Source organism: Mycobacterium sp. (assembly GCF_025965855.1).
Taxonomy (GTDB): domain Bacteria; phylum Actinomycetota; class Actinomycetes; order Mycobacteriales; family Mycobacteriaceae; genus Mycobacterium.
The window spans coordinates 1-20,028 of record NZ_JAOPWB010000055.1 but is presented as its reverse complement, the minus strand read 5'-3'; the positions used below and the strand labels follow the sequence as shown (position 1 = coordinate 20,028).

Annotated in this window: 25 protein-coding genes; 9 read left to right on the top strand and 16 right to left on the bottom strand. The window is 65.7% G+C overall.

What is annotated here, in order from left to right; all coding sequences use genetic code 11:
* Positions 1-29: 29 nt before the first annotated feature.
* Genes JWP83_RS04005 through JWP83_RS03995 form a run of 3 tightly spaced genes read right to left on the bottom strand, consistent with a single transcriptional unit; the run spans position 30 to position 2,167 of the window.
* A complete protein-coding gene (locus tag JWP83_RS04005; RefSeq protein WP_297726103.1) occupies positions 30-353 on the bottom strand; it encodes a hypothetical protein in 324 nt (107 codons plus the stop codon).
* The gene (locus JWP83_RS04000; protein WP_297726101.1) at positions 337-1,629 is read right to left on the bottom strand and encodes an SRPBCC family protein; all 1,293 of its coding nucleotides are present in this window, start codon (positions 1,627-1,629) and stop codon (positions 337-339) included. Before JWP83_RS04000 ends, JWP83_RS04005 begins: the two co-directional genes overlap by 17 nt.
* A 4-nt stretch (positions 1,630-1,633) precedes the next feature.
* Positions 1,634-2,167 carry a carboxymuconolactone decarboxylase family protein gene (locus tag JWP83_RS03995; RefSeq protein WP_297726100.1) on the bottom strand — a complete coding sequence of 178 codons (534 nt, stop codon included), beginning with the start codon at positions 2,165-2,167 and terminating at the stop codon, positions 1,634-1,636.
* 409 nt (positions 2,168-2,576) lie between these two features.
* Between JWP83_RS03995 and JWP83_RS03990 the strand changes: the two genes are divergently transcribed.
* The 8 genes from JWP83_RS03990 (at position 2,577) to JWP83_RS03955 (ending at position 9,610) form a co-directional block, all read left to right on the top strand.
* On the top strand, positions 2,577-3,875 hold the full coding sequence (locus tag JWP83_RS03990; protein WP_297726099.1) for an amidohydrolase family protein: 1,299 nt from the start codon (positions 2,577-2,579) through the stop codon (positions 3,873-3,875).
* Between the two features lie 73 nt (positions 3,876-3,948).
* A complete protein-coding gene (locus tag JWP83_RS03985) occupies positions 3,949-5,115 on the top strand; it encodes an acyl-CoA dehydrogenase family protein (protein ID WP_297726154.1) in 1,167 nt (388 codons plus the stop codon).
* 159 nt (positions 5,116-5,274) lie between these two features.
* Positions 5,275-6,420 carry a thiolase family protein gene (locus JWP83_RS03980; RefSeq protein WP_297726098.1) on the top strand — a complete coding sequence of 382 codons (1,146 nt, stop codon included), beginning with the start codon at positions 5,275-5,277 and terminating at the stop codon, positions 6,418-6,420.
* Between the two features lie 113 nt (positions 6,421-6,533).
* Positions 6,534-7,148, top strand: coding sequence for a TetR/AcrR family transcriptional regulator (locus tag JWP83_RS03975; RefSeq protein WP_297726151.1), 615 nt, complete (start codon positions 6,534-6,536; stop codon positions 7,146-7,148).
* Positions 7,145-7,672, top strand: coding sequence for a hypothetical protein (locus JWP83_RS03970; protein WP_297726097.1), 528 nt, complete (start codon positions 7,145-7,147; stop codon positions 7,670-7,672). Before JWP83_RS03975 ends, JWP83_RS03970 begins: the two co-directional genes overlap by 4 nt.
* Positions 7,673-7,814: 142 nt before the next feature.
* Complete coding sequence (locus JWP83_RS03965) at positions 7,815-9,077, top strand: cytochrome P450 (RefSeq protein WP_297726148.1); 1,263 nt, start codon at positions 7,815-7,817, stop codon at positions 9,075-9,077.
* On the top strand, positions 9,074-9,262 hold the full coding sequence (locus tag JWP83_RS03960) for a ferredoxin (protein WP_297726095.1): 189 nt from the start codon (positions 9,074-9,076) through the stop codon (positions 9,260-9,262). Before JWP83_RS03965 ends, JWP83_RS03960 begins: the two co-directional genes overlap by 4 nt.
* 30 nt (positions 9,263-9,292) lie before the next feature.
* The gene (locus JWP83_RS03955; RefSeq protein WP_297726093.1) at positions 9,293-9,610 is read left to right on the top strand and encodes a DUF1330 domain-containing protein; all 318 of its coding nucleotides are present in this window, start codon (positions 9,293-9,295) and stop codon (positions 9,608-9,610) included.
* Here the strand turns inward: JWP83_RS03955 and JWP83_RS03950 are convergent.
* The 10 genes from JWP83_RS03950 to JWP83_RS03905 form a co-directional block, all read right to left on the bottom strand.
* Entirely contained in the window at positions 9,600-9,797 is a 198-nt protein-coding gene (locus tag JWP83_RS03950) for a ferredoxin (RefSeq protein WP_297726091.1), read from the bottom strand. The two genes, JWP83_RS03955 and JWP83_RS03950, sit on opposite strands and share 11 nt — an antisense overlap.
* A 4-nt stretch (positions 9,798-9,801) precedes the next feature.
* Positions 9,802-11,007, bottom strand: a complete 1,206-nt coding sequence (locus JWP83_RS03945) for a cytochrome P450 (protein WP_297726089.1) — start codon at positions 11,005-11,007, stop codon at positions 9,802-9,804.
* Between the two features lie 106 nt (positions 11,008-11,113).
* On the bottom strand, positions 11,114-11,926 hold the full coding sequence (locus tag JWP83_RS03940) for an NAD(P)-dependent oxidoreductase (RefSeq protein WP_297726082.1): 813 nt from the start codon (positions 11,924-11,926) through the stop codon (positions 11,114-11,116).
* Complete coding sequence (locus tag JWP83_RS03935; RefSeq protein WP_297726080.1) at positions 11,923-12,738, bottom strand: NAD(P)-dependent oxidoreductase; 816 nt, start codon at positions 12,736-12,738, stop codon at positions 11,923-11,925. Before JWP83_RS03935 ends, JWP83_RS03940 begins: the two co-directional genes overlap by 4 nt.
* Complete coding sequence (locus tag JWP83_RS03930; protein ID WP_297726077.1) at positions 12,735-13,646, bottom strand: alpha/beta hydrolase; 912 nt, start codon at positions 13,644-13,646, stop codon at positions 12,735-12,737. The genes JWP83_RS03935 and JWP83_RS03930 overlap by 4 nt, the downstream gene beginning before the upstream one ends.
* Positions 13,643-15,298 (bottom strand): OB-fold domain-containing protein, encoded by a 1,656-nt coding sequence (locus JWP83_RS03925; protein ID WP_297726074.1) that lies wholly within the window; start codon positions 15,296-15,298, stop codon positions 13,643-13,645. Before JWP83_RS03925 ends, JWP83_RS03930 begins: the two co-directional genes overlap by 4 nt.
* 90 nt (positions 15,299-15,388) lie before the next feature.
* The gene (locus JWP83_RS03920; RefSeq protein ID WP_297726072.1) at positions 15,389-15,742 is read right to left on the bottom strand and encodes a hypothetical protein; all 354 of its coding nucleotides are present in this window, start codon (positions 15,740-15,742) and stop codon (positions 15,389-15,391) included.
* The gene (locus JWP83_RS03915; RefSeq protein ID WP_297726069.1) at positions 15,727-16,044 is read right to left on the bottom strand and encodes a hypothetical protein; all 318 of its coding nucleotides are present in this window, start codon (positions 16,042-16,044) and stop codon (positions 15,727-15,729) included. The genes JWP83_RS03920 and JWP83_RS03915 overlap by 16 nt, the downstream gene beginning before the upstream one ends.
* A gap of 80 nt (positions 16,045-16,124) precedes the next feature.
* Positions 16,125-16,421, bottom strand: a complete 297-nt coding sequence (locus tag JWP83_RS03910) for a ferredoxin (RefSeq protein WP_297726145.1) — start codon at positions 16,419-16,421, stop codon at positions 16,125-16,127.
* Positions 16,422-16,429: 8 nt separating this feature from the next.
* Entirely contained in the window at positions 16,430-17,728 is a 1,299-nt protein-coding gene (locus tag JWP83_RS03905; protein ID WP_297726066.1) for an NADH-ubiquinone oxidoreductase-F iron-sulfur binding region domain-containing protein, read from the bottom strand.
* A 37-nt stretch (positions 17,729-17,765) separates the two neighbouring features.
* On the opposite strand from JWP83_RS03905, the gene JWP83_RS03900 reads away from it, so the two are divergent.
* Positions 17,766-18,248 carry a hypothetical protein gene (locus JWP83_RS03900; RefSeq protein ID WP_297726063.1) on the top strand — a complete coding sequence of 161 codons (483 nt, stop codon included), beginning with the start codon at positions 17,766-17,768 and terminating at the stop codon, positions 18,246-18,248.
* Between the two features lie 5 nt (positions 18,249-18,253).
* Here JWP83_RS03900 and JWP83_RS03895 read toward each other — a convergent pair whose 3' ends face one another.
* The 3 genes from JWP83_RS03895 to JWP83_RS03885 form a co-directional block, all read right to left on the bottom strand.
* A complete protein-coding gene (locus JWP83_RS03895; protein WP_297726060.1) occupies positions 18,254-19,120 on the bottom strand; it encodes an alpha/beta hydrolase in 867 nt (288 codons plus the stop codon).
* Positions 19,121-19,136: 16 nt separating this feature from the next.
* Positions 19,137-19,550 carry a Rieske 2Fe-2S domain-containing protein gene (locus tag JWP83_RS03890; RefSeq protein ID WP_297726057.1) on the bottom strand — a complete coding sequence of 138 codons (414 nt, stop codon included), beginning with the start codon at positions 19,548-19,550 and terminating at the stop codon, positions 19,137-19,139.
* A 1-nt stretch (position 19,551) separates the two neighbouring features.
* The coding region (locus JWP83_RS03885; protein WP_297726055.1) for an amidohydrolase family protein at positions 19,552-20,028 on the bottom strand (477 nt) is incomplete at its 5' end.

The following is a 20,028-nucleotide window of genomic DNA, read 5'->3' as shown; positions in this document are numbered from 1 at the left end:
GCCGCTCGGGCGAAGAGCCGAGAGCACCGTTAGATCACCGGTTCCCTGATCAGTTCCACCCAGGCCGCGCCGCTGTCGGGGACGCGCGGCTGCTTCCAGGCCTCTATCGGAAAGGACACCATGACCAGAGACTGCATGATGTGCATGAGCGTACGGGCGTCCTCGGGCAGGTCGTCCAGCGGGAACTTGTCACAGTAGGCGATGGCGTCGTCGAGGCGGGGGAATGCCACGTCGTAGAACGCCTGCATCTCGGTCATCGTCGAGGCCAGCCGCTTGGCGTAGCGCTCGGGTTCGGTGGGCAGGTCCCAATCCAAATAGGGCTCCAGGTCGGCGAATTCAGCGGGAAGCGCCATTGTTGGCCAACTCCTTTTTCCAGCCAGTCACGTAGTCCCCGGTCACCTTGTGCAAATGGCGGAGGAGGATTTCCTGATCGCATAGCGGAAAGTCCTTGATGACCTTGGTGCCGATCATCGTCTGGGTCGCTTCCAGGGTGTTGGAGTCCTGAAGCGCGTACTCCTTGAACGTCACCGCCGCCAGCTCTTGGGCCAAGCGTTCGCGCGCGTTTCGCGGCGGAACGAAATAAAGCGTGCATTCGAAGATGTGCTTGTCGACGGCGGTCGGCCAGTAGTGGTAGGTCAAAAACCAGCCGGGCTCCCAGATCAACAGCATGAAGTTCGGGTAGAAGTGCCACGAGTCGATGCCCCACTGCGGCACTTTCTTCGGATTGACGCCCGGCGGCAGCTGACCGAGCTTCTCGATGACCTCCGGCTTGTCCCAGGGGCCGAACAGACCGCTGCGCAGCACCTGGTCCATGGGCTTCACGATGGACATGTCCGTGGGCGGCGCCTGGCCGCCCCAAGTCGAGATCATCCCGTGCGGGCTCGCCAACTCGTAGTGCAAAGCCTCGAAGCCGTACTTCATGATCTTCGCGGCTTCTTCCTTTGTGTACTGACCCTGATGCAGCACCGGCGCGTGGTAGAACTCGGCGAACGCGTCGATGAACAGCTTCCAGTTGCTGCCGACCTCGGCCCGGTAGGCGTAGGTCTCGGTCATCTCGTGGAAGGGGTAGCCCTCGATGCCCTTGGCCAGCGGCCCGAGGTAGTCGACGAGCGGTTCCGCGTTGTTGTCGAGGTTGATGAAGATGAACCCCTCCCACACCTCGCAGCGCACCGGCACGAGCCCAAACTGTCCCTTGTCGACGTCGAAGAACTCGTCCTCCTGCTGGATGAACGTCAGATCACCGTCGAGGCTGTAGCGCCAGGCGTGATACTTGCAGGTGAACTGCCGGCAGGTGCCGGAAGTCTCCTCGTGTGGATAGTCGTTCCATACCAGCTTGTTTCCGCGGTGGCGGCAGACATTGTGAAACGCCTTGACCGAACCGCCCTTGGTCTTGACGACGATCACCGACATGCCCTGACCGGCCGACGGGAGTTCCTTGGTGAAATAGCTGCCGGTGCGCGGCAGCCGCTCCACTCGGCCGACGTTGAGCCACGTCCGCTTGAAGATCGCGTCGCGCTCGGCCTCAAAGAATGCCGGATCGATGGAATCGGTGTAATCGACCGGCGCGGTCCCCAGTTCGGGGTAGTTTTCTGTCCAGCTTCCGGCGGCTGGTTTCGGGAAGTGGGGCAAGGCTCTAACCTCTCTCGTTCTCGAGCTGAACGCCAAAAGTGTTGAATGCCATGGCCAGTAGCGTGTAGCAGCCGACGGTGAAGACGAGATCCATGCGCTGGCGGTCGTTGAGGCGCTCGCCGAGCGCGGCCCATGTCTCGTCGGACATCCGCGACTGCTCGTCGAGCTCATCCACCCCGGCGAGCACCGCGCGTTCGAACTCGTCGGCGGCCTCGCCGCGGCGAACCGCGGCTATCTCGTCGTCGCGCAATCCGGCTTCCTTGGCCAGGGTCACGTGATGGGTCCACTCGTAGGCGCAGTGGCGGCGGTGCGCGACCCGCAGGATGGCCAGTTCACGGACGCGCGGCGGCAGCGTGGACGAGTACAGGAGGTGGATGTTGAACCGGAGAAACGCCTTGGCGAGCGTCGGGTGGTTGGCGAACGTCGAGAGCGCATTGCCGGCGTCGCGCGGGTTGCACCGGTCCGGGGGCAGCATGCCGGACAGCGACCGCTGGACGGTCTCGTCCCACTCGTCGGCCGGCAGTGGTGCTAGGCGCATGCGGGATCTCCTCTCGCCATCGTCCCAATCACTCTCGGTCTAAGAGAATCATATTCTCATTTCCAACCAATAGACTTGCACGATTCGGCCTACCGGTCAATGCCGACGCTCGGGGACGAGCGCGGGCCGTCCGCCCGGCGCCGAGAGTGAGGACTGGCGGCGAACACCACCGGTCTGGGCGGCTGTCGGCGTGCCCGCCTAACAGCGACGACGTGAGGATTCCCGTTCCCCCGACGGCCATTGGCCCACCGCGTTGTCGCCCGCAGGCGGGCAGTTCGGACACCCGCCGCGTGCGCTGAATGTTGATTCTCACTTCACGAGAAGATAGTTTTCAACTAACTGATCTTGGCGCTGAGCGGCGGTCCGCCGAGGGTGTGTGGGAGCAGATGGACTCGATGGAGAGGAAGCCATGAACAAGGAAGACATGATCCTGATCAGCGTCGACGACCACACCGTCGAGCCGCCGGACATGTTCAAGGACCACCTGCCGAAGAAATACCTGGACGACGCGCCGCGGCTGGTGCACAACCCCGACGGCTCCGACATGTGGAAGTTCCGCGACACGGTAATCCCGAACGTCGCACTCAACGCCGTCGCCGGACGGCCCAAGGAGGAGTACGGCCTGGAACCGCAGGGCCTCGACGAGATCCGGCCGGGCTGCTACGACGTCGACGAGCGCATCAAGGACATGAATGCCGGGGGCATCCTGGCCTCGATTTGCTTCCCGTCCTTCCCGGGCTTCGCCGGGCGCCTGTTCGCCACCGAAGACCATGACTTTTCGATAGCGCTGGTACAGGCCTACAACGACTGGCACATCGACGAGTGGTGCGGGGCCTACCCGGCGCGGTTCATCCCGATGGCGCTGCCGGTGATCTGGGACGCCGAGGCATGCGCAGCGGAGGTGCGCCGGGTCTCGAAGAAGGGTGTGCACGCGCTGACCTTCACCGAGAACCCGGCCGCGATGGGCTACCCCAGCTTCCACGACGCGTACTGGAACCCGCTGTGGAAGGCGTTGTGCGATACCAACACCGTGATGAACGTGCACATCGGATCCTCGGGCCGGCTGGCGATCACGGCGCCCGATGCGCCGATGGACGTGATGATCACGCTGCAGCCGATGAACATCGTGCAGGCCGCCGCGGACCTGCTGTGGTCCAGGCCGATCAAGGAGTACCCGGACCTTAAGATCGCGCTGTCCGAGGGCGGGACCGGGTGGATCCCGTACTTCCTGGAGCGGGCCGACCGCACGTTCGAGATGCATTCGACGTGGACTCACCAGAACTTCGGCGGCAAGCTGCCCAGCGACATCTTCCGGGAGCACTTCCTGACGTGCTTCATCAGCGACAAGGTGGGCGTCAAGCTGCGCAACATGATCGGCATCGACAACATCGCGTGGGAGGCCGACTACCCGCACAGCGACTCGATGTGGCCGGGTGCGCCGGAGGAGCTTTGGGACGTCCTGTCTTTGAACAACGTGCCGGACGACGAGATCAACAAGATCACCCACGAGAATTCGATGCGCTGGTACTCGTTCGACCCGTTCACCCACATCACCCGCGAGCAGGCGGCGGTCGGCGCGCTGCGCAAGTCCGCCGAAGGGCACGACGTGTCCATCCGGGCGCTCAGCAACCACAAAGAGACCAGGTCGGGTTCGTCGTTCGCGGACTTTGCGGCCAACGCGAAAGAACACAGCGGCAACAGAGACTGAGACGCACGCAGCCGGAATGCAAGTGCGCCGGTGCATTTCGACATAGGGAGATCCAGCAGTGCCCGGCGGTGGAATGAATTTTGAGCTGACCGATGACCAGGAGCTGATCCGCCGGTCGGTCGCCGAGCTGGCCCGGAAGTTCGACGACCAGTACTGGATGGAAAAGGACCAGGCGCACGAGTTTCCGGCCGAGTTCTATAAGGTCATAGCCGACGGCGGCTGGCTCGGTATGACGATTCCGACCGAGTACGGCGGCCACGGCCTCGGGATCACCGAAGCCACCATCCTTCTCGAAGAGGTCGCCAAGTCCGGCGGCGCCATGAACGCGGCCAGCTCGATCCACCTGTCGATCTTCGGCATGCAACCGGTGGTGGTACACGGTTCCGAGGAACTCAAGGCGCGCACGCTGCCCCGGGTCGCGACCGGTGAAGTGCACGTCTGCTTCGGGGTCACCGAACCCGGTGCCGGGCTCGACACGTCGCGCATCACCACCTTCGCCAAACGCGACGGCGATCGCTACATCGTCAACGGCCGCAAGGTGTGGATCTCCAAGGCCATGGAGTCCGACAAGATCCTCCTGCTGACCCGGACTCAAGGTTATGAGGAAGTCACCAAGAAGACCGACGGGATGACGCTGTTCCTCACCGATCTCGACCGCAGCCGCGTCGACATCCGCCCCATCCGCAAGATGGGCCGCAACGCCGTCAGCTCCAACGAGTTGTTCATCGACAATCTCGAAGTACCCGTCGAGGATCGAATCGGCGAGGAGGGCAAGGGTTTCCAGTACATCCTGGACGGCCTGAATCCCGAACGGATGCTGATCGCCGCCGAGGCGCTCGGCATCGGACGGGTGGCGCTGGACAAGGCGGTGAAGTACGGCAATGAGCGTCAGGTCTTCGGCCGGCCCATCGGCATGAACCAGGGCCTACAGTTCCCGCTCGCCGATTCGCTGGCCCGCCTCGATGCCGCCGAGCTGATGCTGCGCAAGGCGACCTGGCTCTACGACAACGGCAAACCCTGTGGGCGCGAAGCCAATACCGCCAAATACCTATGCGCGGACGCGGGCTTCACCGCCACGGACCGGGCGTTGCAGACCCACGGCGGCATGGGGTACGCGGAGGAGTACCACATCGCGCGCTACTTCCGTGAGGCCCGGCTGATGAAGATCGCGCCGGTCAGCCAGGAGATGATTTTGAATTTCCTGGGATCCAACGTCCTGAAATTGCCGAGGAGCTATTGATGTCAGCATGACCTCCCGGCGCCGAGCGTGCACTCGCTGCGATGTTTTCGTTATTTTCTCGCACTCAGTACACGTTCGGCGATAGGGGACCGGACGCGGGCGGTCGAAGCGGGCGTCGTTTACTGAGCGTGTAAAGCGTAGAGCGATCGGAGTACATGCATGCGTGAGACAGTCATCGTCGAGGCGGTACGGACCGCAGTAGGGAAGCGCAACGGAGGGTTGTCCGGCATGCATGCCGCAGACCTGTCCGCGGTCGTCCTCAACGAGGTGCTGGAACGCGCCGGCGTGGGCCCGGAGATCGTCGACGACGTGATCTGGGGATGCGTGTCCCAGGTCGGCGACCAGTCCAGCAACATCGGGCGCTACGCGGTACTGGCCGCCGGCTGGCCGGAAACCATCCCCGGCACCACGGTCAACCGGGCATGCGGTTCCAGCCAGCAGGCGCTCGACTTCGCCGTGCAGGCGGTGATGTCAGGTCAGCAGGATGTCGTCGTGGCCGGCGGTGTGGAGGTGATGAGCCGCGTTCCGCTGGGTGCGGCCCGGGCAACGGGGATGCCCTACGGTCCGAAAGTCCTTGAGCGGTATGACGATTTCTCGTTCAATCAGGGCCTGTCGGCGGAGATGATCGCCAAGAAGTGGGGGTTCTCCCGCGGCCGGTTGGACGAGTACTCGGTCCAGTCACACGAGCGGGCGGCCACCGCCCAAGATAACGGGGCCTTCACCGACCAGATCGTTCCGGTGTTCACCGACGACGGCACCGTTGTGGCCGACGAGGGGGTGCGCCGCGGTAGCACCGTTGAGAAGCTGGCCGCGCTCAAGCCGGCTTTCGTCGACGACGGCGTGATCCACGCGGGCAATTCCTCGCAGATCTCCGACGGGGCGGCCGCGCTGCTGGTGACCACGTCGGCGCTTGCGGTCGAGTTGGGTTTGACGCCGCTGGTGCGCTACCGGGCCGGCGCCGTCACGGGGGCGGATCCGGTGCTCATGCTCACCGGACCGATCCCGGCGACCGAGAAGGTGCTCACCAAGGCCGGCGTCGCGCTGCCGGACGTGGGTGTCTTCGAGGTCAACGAGGCGTTCGCGCCGGTCCCGCTGGCGTGGCTCGCGGAAACGGGAGCGGACCCGAGTCGCCTGAATCCGCTGGGCGGCGCCATCGCGCTGGGACATCCGCTGGGAGCGTCCGGCGCCGTGCTGATGACGCGCATGGCCCACCACATGCGCGATAACGGGATTCGATACGGGCTGCAGACGATGTGCGAGGGCGGCGGCACCGCCAACGCCACCCTGGTCGAGCTCGTTTCGTAACGCCGCGCGCAAAAGCGGCTTTGGAACGCGACCCTTGTCACAGCGACCAAACCAACCTACCGTGTATTCACTAGGTTGGTTTCGTTCCCGAGTAGTCGGTTATGAGGAGTCCGTTGCCCGTCGCACGGCGATACGACACGCTGCTCGCCAAAGGCGAGGACCGCAAGCAGCGGATTCTCGACGTCGCACAACGCCTGCTCACGCGCAATGGCTGGCGCAATACCACGCTCGCCCAGATCGCCGGCGAAGCCGGGGTCACCCCAGCGGGCCTGCTGCATCACTTCGAATCCAAGGAGCAGCTGCTGCACGCCGTGCTGGACGCGCGCGACCTGGATGACGACTCCCATGCCGACCGGGCCGGCGATCTCCTCGCCGAGATCGCCCGGGTCGCGGATCGCTTCAGTCGTGCGCCCGAAATGGTGGGCACGTTCACCGTGCTGCTGGTCGAAAACATCCTCCCCGACGCCCCGCTGCACGACCGCATGCTGGACCGACAGCGGGAAGCGATCGAGATCGTCGCCGAGCTCATCCGGCTCGGTCAGGCAGACGGCCGGTATCGCATCGATATGGACCCCGCCGTCAAGGCAATAGAAATACTCGCCTTCGTCCACGGAATGGAGACAATATGGTTGCTCAACCCTTCGATTCCGCTGACCGACGCGTTCAAGCAGTACACGGAGGCGCTGGCACGGGACTTCGCGCCGCCGAAGGCGGGCGAGACGAGATGAGGTACCGGCTCGACGTCGTCGCCAGCAGCGTCGTCGACGTGGTGAGGTTCGCCGGAGGCTGGCTCTTCGACCGCTCGATGGCGGGATGGGACGTCACCGTGCTGCTGACCGACGTGGCCGACTGCCCCGACGTTCGGCCGCTGCAGATCCTCGGCGCCCAGACGCTCGACCTCGAGGCCGCCCTGGCCGCGGTGGAATCGCGGCCGCGCCCCCAGGCGCTGGCGGCCGCGGCGGACATGTTCGAATGCGACTCGCGAGTGCGGCAGGGCGTGCTGCAAGCCCTCGATCATGGCGTCACGGAGGTCACGCTGTGGGGGCAGAGCTGGCCGGCCGAGCTGGACGACAGCGTTGGCCTGGTACAACACCGGCTGAGCATGGCGGCGAAGATCTTCAAGGGCCAGGCGCTTGCGGCGGCGTTGGATGCCCGGGAGGCGCCGCACGGCTCGATCGGTTACATCGAACGCTTCCGAAGCGGGCTGGTGGCGTGGCCGTCGGTCGCCGCCGACCTGGTTCCCGGCGGCTAGTCGTCGCCTACTTCGAAGCCGCCAGGGTGGACCCGTCGTTTGACGACGGCTGGGCCGTGTGGAAATGTAATGCTCATCTCTGAGAGGCTCATTCTCACCGTTGAGATTCGAACGGAGCAACACGGTGAACGACTTCACCAACATGGATTTCTTCCGCGATCAACAGCTCGTCGCGGACCCGTACCCCTACTACGACGCTCTCCGGCAGCAATGCCCGGTCACTCGCGAATCCCACCACGGCGTCACCATGGTGACCGGCTGGGACGAAGCCTGCGCGGTGCTGAACGACGCCGAAACGTGGTCCTCGTGCATCTCGGTGACGGGCCCGTTTCCCGGCTTTCCGGTGCCCTTGGAGGGTCTGGGCGACGCTGACATCACCGAGCTGATCGAGCAACACCGCGACGAGCTGCCGTTCAGCGACCAGCTGCCCACGCTGGATCCGCCGACCCACACCAACCACCGCTCCCTGCTGATGCGGCTGATCACCCCGAAGCGCCTCAAGGAGAACGAGGACGCCATGTGGGTGCTCGCCGACCAGGCAATCGATGAGTTCCTGGCGCCAGGGCACGGCGAATTCATCAAGGGCTTTGCCGGACCGTTCACGCTGCTGGTCATCGCCGACCTGCTGGGCGTGCCCATCGAAGATCGCGACAAGTTCATCAAGGGCATCCGCCACCACTCGGGCGGCGGCGTCGGGGGCACCGGCAAGGAAGCACTGGCGCACAGTCCGCTCGAATTCCTCTACGGTCTTTTCTCCGACTACGTCCGGGACCGCCGTCGTGAGCCCCGCGACGACGTGCTGACCGGTCTCGCGACCGCCACCTTCCCCGACGGCTGCATTCCCGACGTCGAAGACGTGGCCCGCGTGGCCAGCAACGTCTTCTCGGCGGGCCAGGAGACCACCGTGCGGCTGCTTGGCGCCGCATTGCAGACACTCGGGGAGCGCCCGGACATCCAGGCGCAGTTGCGCAAGGACCGCAGCCTGATCCCCAACTTCATCGAAGAGTCGCTTCGCCACGAGAGCCCGGTCAAGGGGGACTTCCGGATGAACCGGGTCCCCGTCAATGTGGGCGGCGTCGACCTGCCGGCGGGCACCACCGTGATGATTGTGCAGGCGGCCGCCAACCGGGATCCGCGCCGGTTCGAGGACCCCACCACGTTCGATCCGGGCCGCAAAAACGCCCGACAGCACATCTCGTTCGGGCGGGGGATCCACAGCTGCCCGGGCGCCCCGCTGGCGCGAGCCGAAACCCGGGTGGCGATCGAACGGCTGCTCGACCGGACGTCCGACATCAGGATCAATGAGCGCGTCCACGGTCCGGCGAATGACCGCCGCTACCAATATGTTCCGACCTATATCCTGCGCGGCCTGACGGAACTGCACCTGGAGTTCACACCGGCATGAGAGTTTCGGTCGACGACCAACGCTGTCGCGGTCACGGCGTGTGCACGACGCTGTGTCCCGAAGTGTTCAGCCTGACCGACGACGGTTACGCCGAAGCGATAACATCCGAGGTTCCAACGGAATTCGAGGCGGTCACCCGGGACGCCATCGAATGCTGCCCCGAGCAGGCGATCAGCAACATCTAATCGGACACGCACGCAGGTAAGGAGATTCGAGTGGCTAAGGGGCCGAAAGGATATGTCATCCTGACCGAGGCCATCAAGGATCCCGAGGGGATGAAGGCGTACGGGCGAGCCGCGGGAGCGGCGATGGGTGGCGTCAACGTTCTGGCGGTGGACACCGCTCCCAAGGTCATCGAGGGCACCTGGCACGGCGACCAGACCGTCGTGCTGGAATTCGAATCGGTGGATGCGGCCCGGGCTTGGTACGAGTCCGAGGGGTATCAAAAGGCGGCGAGGCTGCGCCAAGCGGCGGCCGACTGCAACGCGGTCATCGTCGCCGGGTTCGAGATATCCGCGGCCGCTACTCCTTGATCGAGATCGCCTGCCGGGGGCATTGACGAACGGCCTCGCGCACGTCCGATTCGATCGCCGGGGTGACTCCTTCTTGCAACACGGTCAGCATGTCGTCGTCGCCGAGGTGGAAGACCTCGGGATTGATGCCCATGCAGACGCCGTTGCTTTCACAAAGCCCCCAGTCGACTTCGATCTTCATCGCCATCCCCTTACCGAAGCACCTTCACGGGTACATTCTTCCAGCCGGCGACGTTTTGCATGTTCACCCGTTTGCAACCCGCCCAGTCCACCTCGTAGCGCGGCATGAAGTCGAGGAGCCTCTCCAACGCGATCCTGCTTTCTAGGCGGGCCAGCGCCGCACCAAGGCAGCTGTGGATGCCGTATCCGAGACCGAGGTGTTGCGCCTCGGTATGGTCGCGCTCGATGTTGAATGTTTCGGCGTCGGTGAAGGCTTCCGGATCGCGGTTCGCCGCGGCGCCGCAGAGGAAAACCGGTTTGCCCGCGGGAATCACGCCACCACTGACGTGTGCCTCCTTGAGGGTGTAGCGAACGTTGTATTGGACCGGCCCTTCGTAGCGCAATAGCTCTTCCACCGCTCCCGGGACCTTGCTGCGATCATCGAGCAGCATCTGCCACTGGTCGGGGTGTCGGGCGAAGATCACCGCCGCATTTCCGAGCAACTTGGTGACGGTCTCGGCGCCCGCTCCGCCCAAAAGCGTGGCGAAGCCGGTGATTTCGATGTCGTCGAGCTTGCGCAGCTGACCGTCTTCGCCAGGAATTTCGGCCGCGATGAGCCTGCTGATCATGTCGTCCTGCGGATTTTCGCGTCGCTGCTGCACCAGGCCGAAGTAGTACATCGCGGTATCGATATTGGCCTGCATCCCGACTTCGCTGATCTCGATCTGGCCGGGTTCGTGATGCAGGCTGGTGTCGATCCAGTGGCGCACCTGCTGACGATATTCTTCCGGCACCCCGGCCATTCGGGTGATGACTTCCACCGGGAACGGCCCGGAGAAGTCCTGCACGACGTCGAAGTTGTCGGAGTCGGCGGCGCCCAGGTACTTCTCGATCACTTCGATGATCGTCTCGACCTGCGATTGAATGGCTCGCGGGGTGAACGCCTTGTTGAGCAGGCTTCGCATGTGGCGGTGCTCGGGTGGGTCCATGAAGATGATCGACTTCTGCTCGGGGGATATGCCGCGCCGCACCATCCCGAGGTCGCAGCCGCGCGCCGAGGAATACGTCTCGAAGTCCTTGAACCCGGCGGCCACGTCGTCGTGGCGGGTCAGCGCATAGAAGTCCTCTTTCTCGTCGTAATACAGCGGCGCGTCCTCGCGCATCCGTCGATATATCTCGAACGGATTGTTGAAGAACTCTTCGGAGAACGGATCGAAGACGACCTTCGGCTTGGTCACTGCATGCTCCTCATCGGCTGGCTGAAACCGTTACAGCGGATTGCCTGACTGTAACGCTAACGGTAGCGGTTTCGTGATGGGGCGAAAAGACCAAAACGCTCCCATCTCAGACGCTCCCGGCTGTATTCGTAACGACGTCGATGGTCTCGATGACGTCGTCGAGGGCACCCAGGTCGCTACCGAGTTCCGCGGCGATGGCGCGGACGACGGCCACGTCTTTGCCGACGAATCCGCCGGCTACCTCGACGAACGACATCAGGGAACCCCTGGCGGCGACGATGTCCAGCACCCGGCTGGTTGCGCTGCCATGTGGCAATGCGCCAAGCAGGGTCGTTTCCGGTACGCCCAAGCGCTCGCCCAGCCGGATCGACTCCGCGAGCAGCCCGATATGACCGGCGAACAGGGCGTTGTTGACCAGCTTGACCTTTTGGCCGACGCTGATCGGCCCGACATGCAGGACCGGATCGCCGTAGCAGCCCAGCACCGTTCGCACCCGTTCCACGGTGTCGTCGGCGCCGCCCACGAACAGCGTCAGCGTGCCGGCCGCGATGTCCCGCGGTCCGCCGCTGACCGGCGCATCGACCACGTCGACATCGCCGGCGCGGGCGGCGACGTCCTCGATCGTTTTCGGGCTCGCAGTGGTGTGCACCACGAGCGTGGAACCCGGCCGCATCGTGGGCAGCAGGGGGCCGTCCAGGCAGACCTGCCGCACCTGTTCGTCGGTGAACACGCAGATCACCACGATGTCGGGCCATGCACCGAGCTCGGCCACATCGCCCACCGCGTGGGCGCCCAGCTGCTCGAGGTCGCGGCGACTTTCGTCCGTCCGGCCCAGGACCCGCACGTCGTGGCCGGCTCCGACGAGACGGGCCACCATCGGGCGTCCCATCCGGCCCGCGCCGATGAACCCGACTTTCACCGGGGGTTGCCCATCAGCGTCAGCGTGGCGTCGGCCGCATCGAGCACGGCGCCGGGGTGGGCCGCTGCCCCCTCGGCGAGTTCGGCGATCAACCGCACATCCTTCTGCAGCAACGTTCCCGCCAGGCCGGCCAGGCGTTCCAGGCCGCCGATCCCGCCAAGAGTGTTGAGCGCGAAGCTGTTTCCGCTGCCGCGGGAGACGACTTCGACGAGCCGATCCGGGGAGACGCCCAGCGCATCGGCCAGCGACAGGGCGGTGGCCGCCGTGCCCAGATTGGCGGTGAACAGCAGGTTGTTGAGCAGTTTGGTGGTTTGCCCGGACCCCAGCTCGCCCAGGTGAACGACGGGGTCGGCGTAGGTTTCGAAGACCGGACGGCAGCGCTCGACGACGTCGGCGTCGCCACCGGCCATCACCAGCAGACGCCCATCCGCCGCCGCGGGACCGCCGCCGCTGACCGGCGCATCGATGACCGAAATACCCCGGGCTCCAGCCTTTTTCGCGAGGTCGCGGCAGGTTTTGGGGTGGACGGTGCTGTGTATCGCGATAATGGCGCCCGGTGTCATCGCCGCCAGCAGCCCGCCGTCGCCGCCGGTGATTTCCTCGATGTCGGCGTCGCCGACGACGCATAGGCAGACCAGATCGCTGGCCGCGGCGAGCTCGGCCGGCGACTCGGCGACCTTGGCCGGGGTATCGGCGAACGGCTCGAGCGTCGCGGGCCGGCGCGCCCACAGCGTCGTCTCGTAGCCGCCCTCGACGATCCGGCGCGCAATGGGGCCGCCCTGGCTGCCGAGTCCGATGAATCCGACTTTCATCCGGCCTCCCGATCGTCTTCTGTGTCAACGGGGTTCGTGCGCGCGGCCACGCATTCTTCGGCGAACGAGAGAACCTTCGCGTGATAGTCCGCCGCGGTGTGGGCGAGGCTGATGTTGTGTCCCGCCTCCGGTTGCCGGTGTACGGTGAACCGCGGCGCGCCGGAGAACAGGGCTGTGATCTCGGCTAACGCCGAATCATCGGTCTGCCAGACCCTTTCGTACTCGGCGATGCTGAAATGCACCGGGACGCGAACGGCGGGGGCGAGCGCCGGGAAGGTTTGGCGGGCCCAATCCGACACCATCTGGTCCTCGTAGGACGGGGCCGTCGGGGAAACGGTGACCCCGGTGAGGACCTCCGGCGGATACAGCCGCTCCGGGTGCCACAACAGTTCCCGCAGACCCGCCGGCCGGCGTTCCCGCGTCGCCGTCTTCAGGATTTCCCGGGCCGCGGGGTGATAGTGCCGGCCGGTGCCGGCCAGTTCGATGCCCAGCAGATCGGCGCCGCGCTCGTCGGCGGCCATCCGCATCGTCAGCTCGCACCCGCCCGAATGGCCCATCACGAACAATCCGGCGCCGCGGGGCCCCTGCCCGAGGATGCGATCCACCGCCCCGTAGGCGAGGTTGACGCGTTGTTCGGGCCGGGCCATCGCCTCCGGGTAGGGGGCGGAGCTCCCGTAGCCGGGCCGGTCGAGCGCCACCACGGTGAAACCCGCGGCGGCGCCGGTCCGTAGCAAGGAGAAGGACGGGTGGCCCGGGCAGTCGAAATAGACGGCGGTGGTGCCTCCGCCGTGGATGGCCACGATCACGGCTCGAGGGTCCCGGGGGCCTTCGCTATCGACGGCCTCGGCGACCAACGCCGACATCGGCACGCCGTCAACGACTACCAGCCGGGGGCGGACCGGGGTCATGCGTCCGCCCGTAGCAGGAGGACGCCGCTGGGGGTGAGGCCACCGCTGCTGACCACGCCGACGCGGGCGCCGGCGACCTGCCGGTCGCCGGCCTCCCCGCGCAGCTGGCTGACCGCTTCGTGCAGCAGGCCCATGCCGTGGGTGCGGCCGTGCGACAGTTGGCCACCGTGCGTGTTGAGCGGCAGCAGGCCGTCGCGGGCGATGTTCTTGCCGCCGTCGAGAAATTCCTTGGCCTCACCGATTCCGCAGAAACCCAGCGCCTCGATCCAGGACAGGCAGTTCATGGTGAACCCGTCGTACAGCTCGGCGACGTCGACGTCGGCGGGTCGCAGCGAGGTGCGCGTCCACACGTGCGCGGCCTGCCCCAGCACCTGCGGCTCGTGGGTGAGAGTGCTTTGGTCCCAGTCGATTCGCTCGATGATCTGCGTGCCCACCGCCTCCACCAGAACGGGCGGCTTGGCCAGGTCACGGGCGGCGTCGGCGGCGGAGACGATGACGGCGATCGCGGCGTCGCACGGCACGTCGCAGTCATACAGCCCGAACGGCGTGGTGATGGGCCGCGCACCGAGGTAGTCGTCCATCGTCATCGCGGTCCGATACACCGCGGTCGGGTTGAGTTCGGCGTTGGCGCGCTGGTTCAAGGCGATCCAACCCAGCGTCTCCTTCGTTGTGCCGTAACGGTGGAAGTGCCGCTGCGCGTTCATCGCGAGCGTGTGGGCGGCCGACGTGGCGCCGAACGGCATCAGCCAGCCGGCACTGCGGCCCATCGACGGGGTGATCTTGCCCTGCTTCATCAGCTCATTGAAGGTGGCTTCCCACAGCGTCCGGAAGCACAGCACGTGGCGGGCCAGCCCGCACGCGACCGCGAGCATCGCGGCGATCACCGATCCGCCCGGGCCGAACGTTTCGATCCCGCCGTTGTGCCACGTCGGCCGGATCCCCAACGCCGCCTCCAGCGCCGTGACCCCGCCCTCGCCGAAGCCGCCGAGGTTGCCGCCGCCGGGATACGTTGACAGGCCGTCGATGTCGGCGAACGTCAGCCCGGCATCGGCGATCGCCGCCTCGCACGCCTGCACCGTCAGGGCCAGCGGCGGCTGCATCAACCGGCGCCCGATCGGCGACATGCCGATCCCGGTGAGCGCGACCTTGTCTTCGAACTTCTCCGCCGTCAGCATCGGCCGGACGTGTTCCCCGAAGCGCTCCGGTGCGATCTCGTCGGCCGGCAGGGGAGCGGGCTCGCTATCCAAAATCGGCCGGAACAGCGGCAGCCAGACGTCCTCGAACTGCTCGAAGACGACCTCCACCCGTTGACCGAGCTCGAGCTGGTCGGGTTCGCATTCCACGATGTTGGTGGTCAGCCGCACCCGGGGGTCTTCCGCGATCGCCACTTGCGCGACCACGTACGGCGCCGGCAGCCCGGGCACGCTGAACCGATGGTTGATGGTGAACCCGGCGAGTACCGCATTGCCGGAGACGGCCCGCACTCCCATGTCGCGCGAGCGGCAGTAGCGGCATACCGGCGCCGGTGGATGGATGAGCGATTCGCAGGCCCTACATTCCTGTAGCCGCAACGTGCCGTCGGCACCCGAAGTCCAGAAAAACTCGTTTTCGTCCGTGATCAGGGGCAGCGGTCGTCCCGGTGCTGCTGACACGTCACCTCCGGGAGGACGGCGGGCTAAAGACCTTGGTAGGCCCGTTATACGAATCGGAGAATTACGTTATCACTGCCGAGCAGGCACGATCTAGGGTGCATCGGCCGCACGTGGCCGCGAAGGGTCATCCTCCGGTAGGGGCGGGCTGAGCTCGTCGAATCTTGCGACCGCGGCGTCGAGGTCTGCCTCGTCGAATGTTTCGGAGCGGCTAATCAGGTCGCCGTCGAGTGTGACCATGTTGATTAATCGCCATTCGGCGTCGAAGCCTTCTCGTGAGGTTCCGCTCCCCACGTGGGTGACGACCGCTCCGACGTCGGTCAGCCGATGCACAGCCTCCGCGTAAGTGCTGATCTCGGCGAGATCGTCGAACGTATCACCGAGGTATGCGATCAGTACGCGACAGGAGAACTCCGCGAGATGTCTCGCCGTCAGATCGGCACCCAAAGGGTGCCTATGACAACGCCCCAATGTTGAAAGCCGTTACTCCACACCGGGGCCTGCGGTGCCCACCACGGCTTTGGTGGGGGCGGCGGCACATCCGGCGGCGCGAATAATGGCGCATATGGCGGCGGAGGTGTGTACCACGCTGGCGGCGCCGGTGGCAGGTTGCACACCCCGGTCACCGGATTCCACGACATGTTGGAGCCGCATTCCGCCGAGCTGACTCCCGGCATCGCGACCGCAGCCGCCATTGACACGAACGCGACCGCGATAAGGGCGGCCAGACGACGACCAAACCACCTCATGGCAGGCCTCCCAAAGGGACCATCCCAACTTTGAATTGCTTCAGCTTATGCTTTCGACACGGCCATAACCAGGCGTCCGGTCAACGGATGAAACCCCACTCGGCTTCGTTCGCCTCGGTCTTGACGTGCGCGGCCGGATCATCGTCGGAGCTCGGCTGTGGTGGCACGTCATCCGGTCGGCGCTCGTCCATTTCCATGATGGCGTGCACAGGGCAGTCCATCAGGGCGCGCATGACCGCGTCCCGGTCGGCCGGGGCGACGGTGCCGTCCCCGATCACACACGCGTATCCCCAGTCGTCGAGCGAGAAGTACCCGGGCGCGTGCTTGGCGCAGATCCCGAAGCCGTCGCAGAGGGTGCGGTCGAGGTGGATCCTCATGCCCTCGCTCACGCGCATATCACCGCCTCCACCTCGTAGGGTCGCACGGCGCGAAACACGTTGGCGCGGCACGGTTCACAGGTGCTGTCGAGATGTTGGGCCACCGCCTGCGGAAACTGGTCGAGCAGGCTTCCCGCCACGTTGGTCGCGGCGTCCAGCGTGGCGCAGGCTCCGCGGCCGCGCAGCATCACCGACCAGCGGCGCAGCCGGGCCAGGTCCTCGGAGGTGGCGGCACCATCGCGGAGCGCCCCGGCGACGGCGGCCATCGCCGCGGTGCCGTTGAAGCACGAACCGCATTGGCCGGCGTTCTCGCGATCGAAGTACGCCAGCACCGACGCGGCGACCGCCACCGGACAGTCGTCGGCGATCACCGCGATCGCTCCGCAGCCCAGGCCGCTGCCGAGGCCCCGGAACGTCTCGTGATCCAACGTGGCCTCCAGCACGCTCCCGTTGAGCAGCCCGGCGAAATAGCCACCCAGCAGCGCGCCTTGCACGCGTTCGGGCGAAACACCGTGCAGGGCAAGCAGGTCGCGGAACGGCAGGCCGTGCGGGACCTCGTAGACGCCGGGTGGCCGGCCGCCGCCGGTCAGCGTCATCAGGAAGGTGCCTGGCGAGGATGGCGTGCCCAGCGAGCGGAACTCCGCCGCGCCGTGCCGCTGCAGGTAGGGCAGGTTGGCCAGGGTCTCCACATTGCTCACCAGGGTGGGCCGACCGCCGACACCCTTCTGGAAGGGCCGCGGCGGCTTGTCCGTCGGCTTGACCGGTCCGCCGTTGATCGCGCGGGTGACCGCGGTCTCCTCGCCGGCGATGTATCCCGAGGCGACGGTGATCAGCTCGATCATGATGTCGCCGAACGCATGTTCCGTGAGCGCGGCTTCCACGCTGCGGGCCGATTCCGTGTCGGACATGTAGACGTAGGCGCGGTCGGCGGCCACCATCGCCGCGGCCAGCCGCAGCCCGTCGAGGACCAGGTGCGGCCGGTGCCGCAGCAGCCATCGGTCCTTAATCGAGGCCGGCTCGCCCTCCTCTCCGTTGGCGACGACAACCGAACCACCGGCCAGGCGCCCGTTGTCGCGCACGGCGCGCAGCTTCACCGCCATCGGAAAGGCCGCGCCGCCCCGGCCCTGCAGCCCGCTGCGTTCCACTTCGGCGAGCAGTTCGTCGGGGTCGGCGAGGCGACGATAGCCGCCGAGTTCGAGGTAGGCCGGGTAGTTTTCCCTCGCATGGCCGGGTTGCTCGCCCAGCAGCCGTGACGGGCAGCCGGGCCAGGTGGTGACGGTGATAGCCGGCGCGGCGCTGATTTCCATCGGCTAGCTCTCCATCGTCGCGGTTAGTCTGTCGCACATGCGAACCGCGGTAGTGCGCGTCAACGTGGATCCTTCCGGTGTGCTCACGGCGGCACAGCTAGGACAGGGCATGACCGCCCTCCTCGAGCTTGCCGGCGAGCTGGGCGCCGACGTGGCCGAAAACAATCTGGCGGCCATGCCGGCCGGGCGCCGCGAGGTGGAGATGCTCATCGCCGGTGACGATGGCGGCACCGTCAAGCGCATCGGAGTTGATCTGTGCGGCAGGGCTTTTGGCGCTTTTAACGTCACACCGGTGGCCGGCGTCGTAACGTTCATCAGCCGGGGAACCGACGACGACGCGCACGGTGTGCTCTCGGCCTTCGGGCTCACCGGCGAGATTGTCCGGTCGCCCGGCGATGACGGCTTCGACATCGTCTACGTGACCCTGCGCGAAGCCGACCTGGATCGCGTTCCGGAAAGCCGGATCCACACCGCCCTCGAGGCGTCGCTCAACTGCGAGGTTCACATTCGCACGGTTTAGCACCACTACGAGCCCAAGAATTGGAGGATCGCGGGCGCGGCCTGCACCCAGGTGTCAAACATGTTGAAGTGCTGCACCCGGCCCGCCGCACGGTCCTCGGAGGCGCGCTCCCACGCATCCTCGGGCCAGGGCGGATCGATGAGCTTCGATCCTTTGATCAGGCAGCTGACTTCCAGCGACGTCCGCTTGGGGTGATCCAAGTCGTTCTCGCCGCCGCGGATGATCAACGTGGGGACCTGGATTCGGTCGAACATCTCGTCCGGGACGCCGGGGATGGTCTGGCCTGGCTTGGACACAAAGGCGTTGAGCCAGCGCATCATCACCGTGAGGAACTCGTCCTTGCCGAAGTCGAGGAACCGCTGCTTATTGGCGGGGTTCTCCTCAATGCGGTCGCGCCATTCTTGCACCTTCACCACGCCGTCCATTCCGGTACCTCGCACCGCGAGAATGCTTGGGACGATGTAGAAGGAACCCAGCACGAACGTGCCGTAGATGCCGCCGACGATGTTCCACACCACGAGTTTGGTGACCATCTCGGGGTAAAGCATCGTGGTCAGCATGGAGTCCCGCGCACCGCCGGATCCTCCGGCGAGGATGCAGCGTTCGAAGCCCAGCCCTGTCACCAGCTTGTGCAGCGTCTCGGCACGCATGTGCGACTCGCTTTGGCCGTAGAACTGCACATCGGAGGCGCCGCAATTGGGCCGGTCCCATAGCAGCACCCGATAGCCGCCGGCCACCAGTGCCTCGGCCAGCGGACGCAGGCCCGGGATTTCCTTGCTGAACCGGCCGCCAGGTGTCAGGGCAATGAGATCGCCTGTGTCACCGAGGATTTCGTAGACAACGTTTCCGCCATTCACCTCGATAGTCGACACAGATGCTCCCGTCGCGTCACGCCATCACCAGAACGTCATTGCCCACGACTCGCACCGGATAGGTGCGAATGCTCCACTCCGGCTTGACCGCGGTTGTGCCGGTCGCCAGCTCGAAACCCCATTGATGCCAGGGGCAGTAGATGTACTCCAGATCCCGCACCATGACCGCGTCGCCGGCGGCGGTCTCGTCGACCATGGTGCGTCCGCGGACGCGCCCCGAGCACAGCGGACCGCCTTGATGGGGGCAGTAATTCGCGATCGCGTAGAAGGTACCGCAGACGTTGTAGACCCCGACGCCGTGCCGCCCTATCGGCACCAGTTTGTGGCTGCCAGGCGGGATTTCGTCCACCGTCGCCACGACATGCTCGCGGCCCTGAGCGAGGCGGGGCTGGGGCCGCCTGGTGGTTGCCCCTTCTTTTTCGGACGCCAACTCAGAACACCCGGGTCTGACCCTCGAGGACCGGCACGGTCTCCGGGAGGTGATAGGTCGCGATCCCGTTCTTGTACATCACCGCGTCCCGTGCCGCCTTGGGCAGGTGCTTGACCAACCAGCGCGGGTCGTCGAATGTCCAGTGCGGGTAGTCGGAGGAGAAGAGCAGGATCTTGTCGCACTCCATCCACTCCAATGCGCGCGTCAACTCGGTTTTGTCTTCCGGGTAGTCCAGCGGCTGGGTGGTGAACTTGATGTGGTCCTTGACGTACTCCGATGGCTTGCGCTTGATGTCCATCCGCGACTTGCGGGCATCGTAGATCGCGTCCATGCGCCACATCAGCGGCAGGATCCAGGTGAACGCGTGCTCGACGAACACGATGCGCAGCGTCGGGAACCGGTCGAAGACGCCGTCGAAGATCAGGCTCATGACCTGGTTGGCGGCGAGCAGCGAGTAGGTCACCATGAAATCGTGGTT

Coding starts and splice junctions, on each gene's coding strand:
- JWP83_RS03995 (WP_297726100.1), bottom strand. CDS start 2,167: ATGCGCCTAGCACCACTGCCGGCCGACGAGTGGGACGAGACCGTCCAG.
- JWP83_RS03930 (WP_297726077.1), bottom strand. CDS start 13,646: ATGACCCCGGTCCGCCCCCGGCTGGTAGTCGTTGACGGCGTGCCGATG.
- JWP83_RS03980 (WP_297726098.1), top strand. CDS start 5,275: ATGCGTGAGACAGTCATCGTCGAGGCGGTACGGACCGCAGTAGGGAAG.
- JWP83_RS03935 (WP_297726080.1), bottom strand. CDS start 12,738: ATGAAAGTCGGATTCATCGGACTCGGCAGCCAGGGCGGCCCCATTGCG.
- JWP83_RS04005 (WP_297726103.1), bottom strand. CDS start 353: ATGGCGCTTCCCGCTGAATTCGCCGACCTGGAGCCCTATTTGGATTGG.
- JWP83_RS03910 (WP_297726145.1), bottom strand. CDS start 16,421: ATGAGGATCCACCTCGACCGCACCCTCTGCGACGGCTTCGGGATCTGC.
- JWP83_RS03990 (WP_297726099.1), top strand. CDS start 2,577: ATGAACAAGGAAGACATGATCCTGATCAGCGTCGACGACCACACCGTC.
- JWP83_RS03985 (WP_297726154.1), top strand. CDS start 3,949: ATGAATTTTGAGCTGACCGATGACCAGGAGCTGATCCGCCGGTCGGTC.
- JWP83_RS03970 (WP_297726097.1), top strand. CDS start 7,145: ATGAGGTACCGGCTCGACGTCGTCGCCAGCAGCGTCGTCGACGTGGTG.
- JWP83_RS03905 (WP_297726066.1), bottom strand. CDS start 17,728: ATGGAAATCAGCGCCGCGCCGGCTATCACCGTCACCACCTGGCCCGGC.
- JWP83_RS03900 (WP_297726063.1), top strand. CDS start 17,766: ATGCGAACCGCGGTAGTGCGCGTCAACGTGGATCCTTCCGGTGTGCTC.
- JWP83_RS03965 (WP_297726148.1), top strand. CDS start 7,815: ATGGATTTCTTCCGCGATCAACAGCTCGTCGCGGACCCGTACCCCTAC.
- JWP83_RS03950 (WP_297726091.1), bottom strand. CDS start 9,797: ATGGCGATGAAGATCGAAGTCGACTGGGGGCTTTGTGAAAGCAACGGC.
- JWP83_RS03960 (WP_297726095.1), top strand. CDS start 9,074: ATGAGAGTTTCGGTCGACGACCAACGCTGTCGCGGTCACGGCGTGTGC.
- JWP83_RS03915 (WP_297726069.1), bottom strand. CDS start 16,044: ATGAGGTGGTTTGGTCGTCGTCTGGCCGCCCTTATCGCGGTCGCGTTC.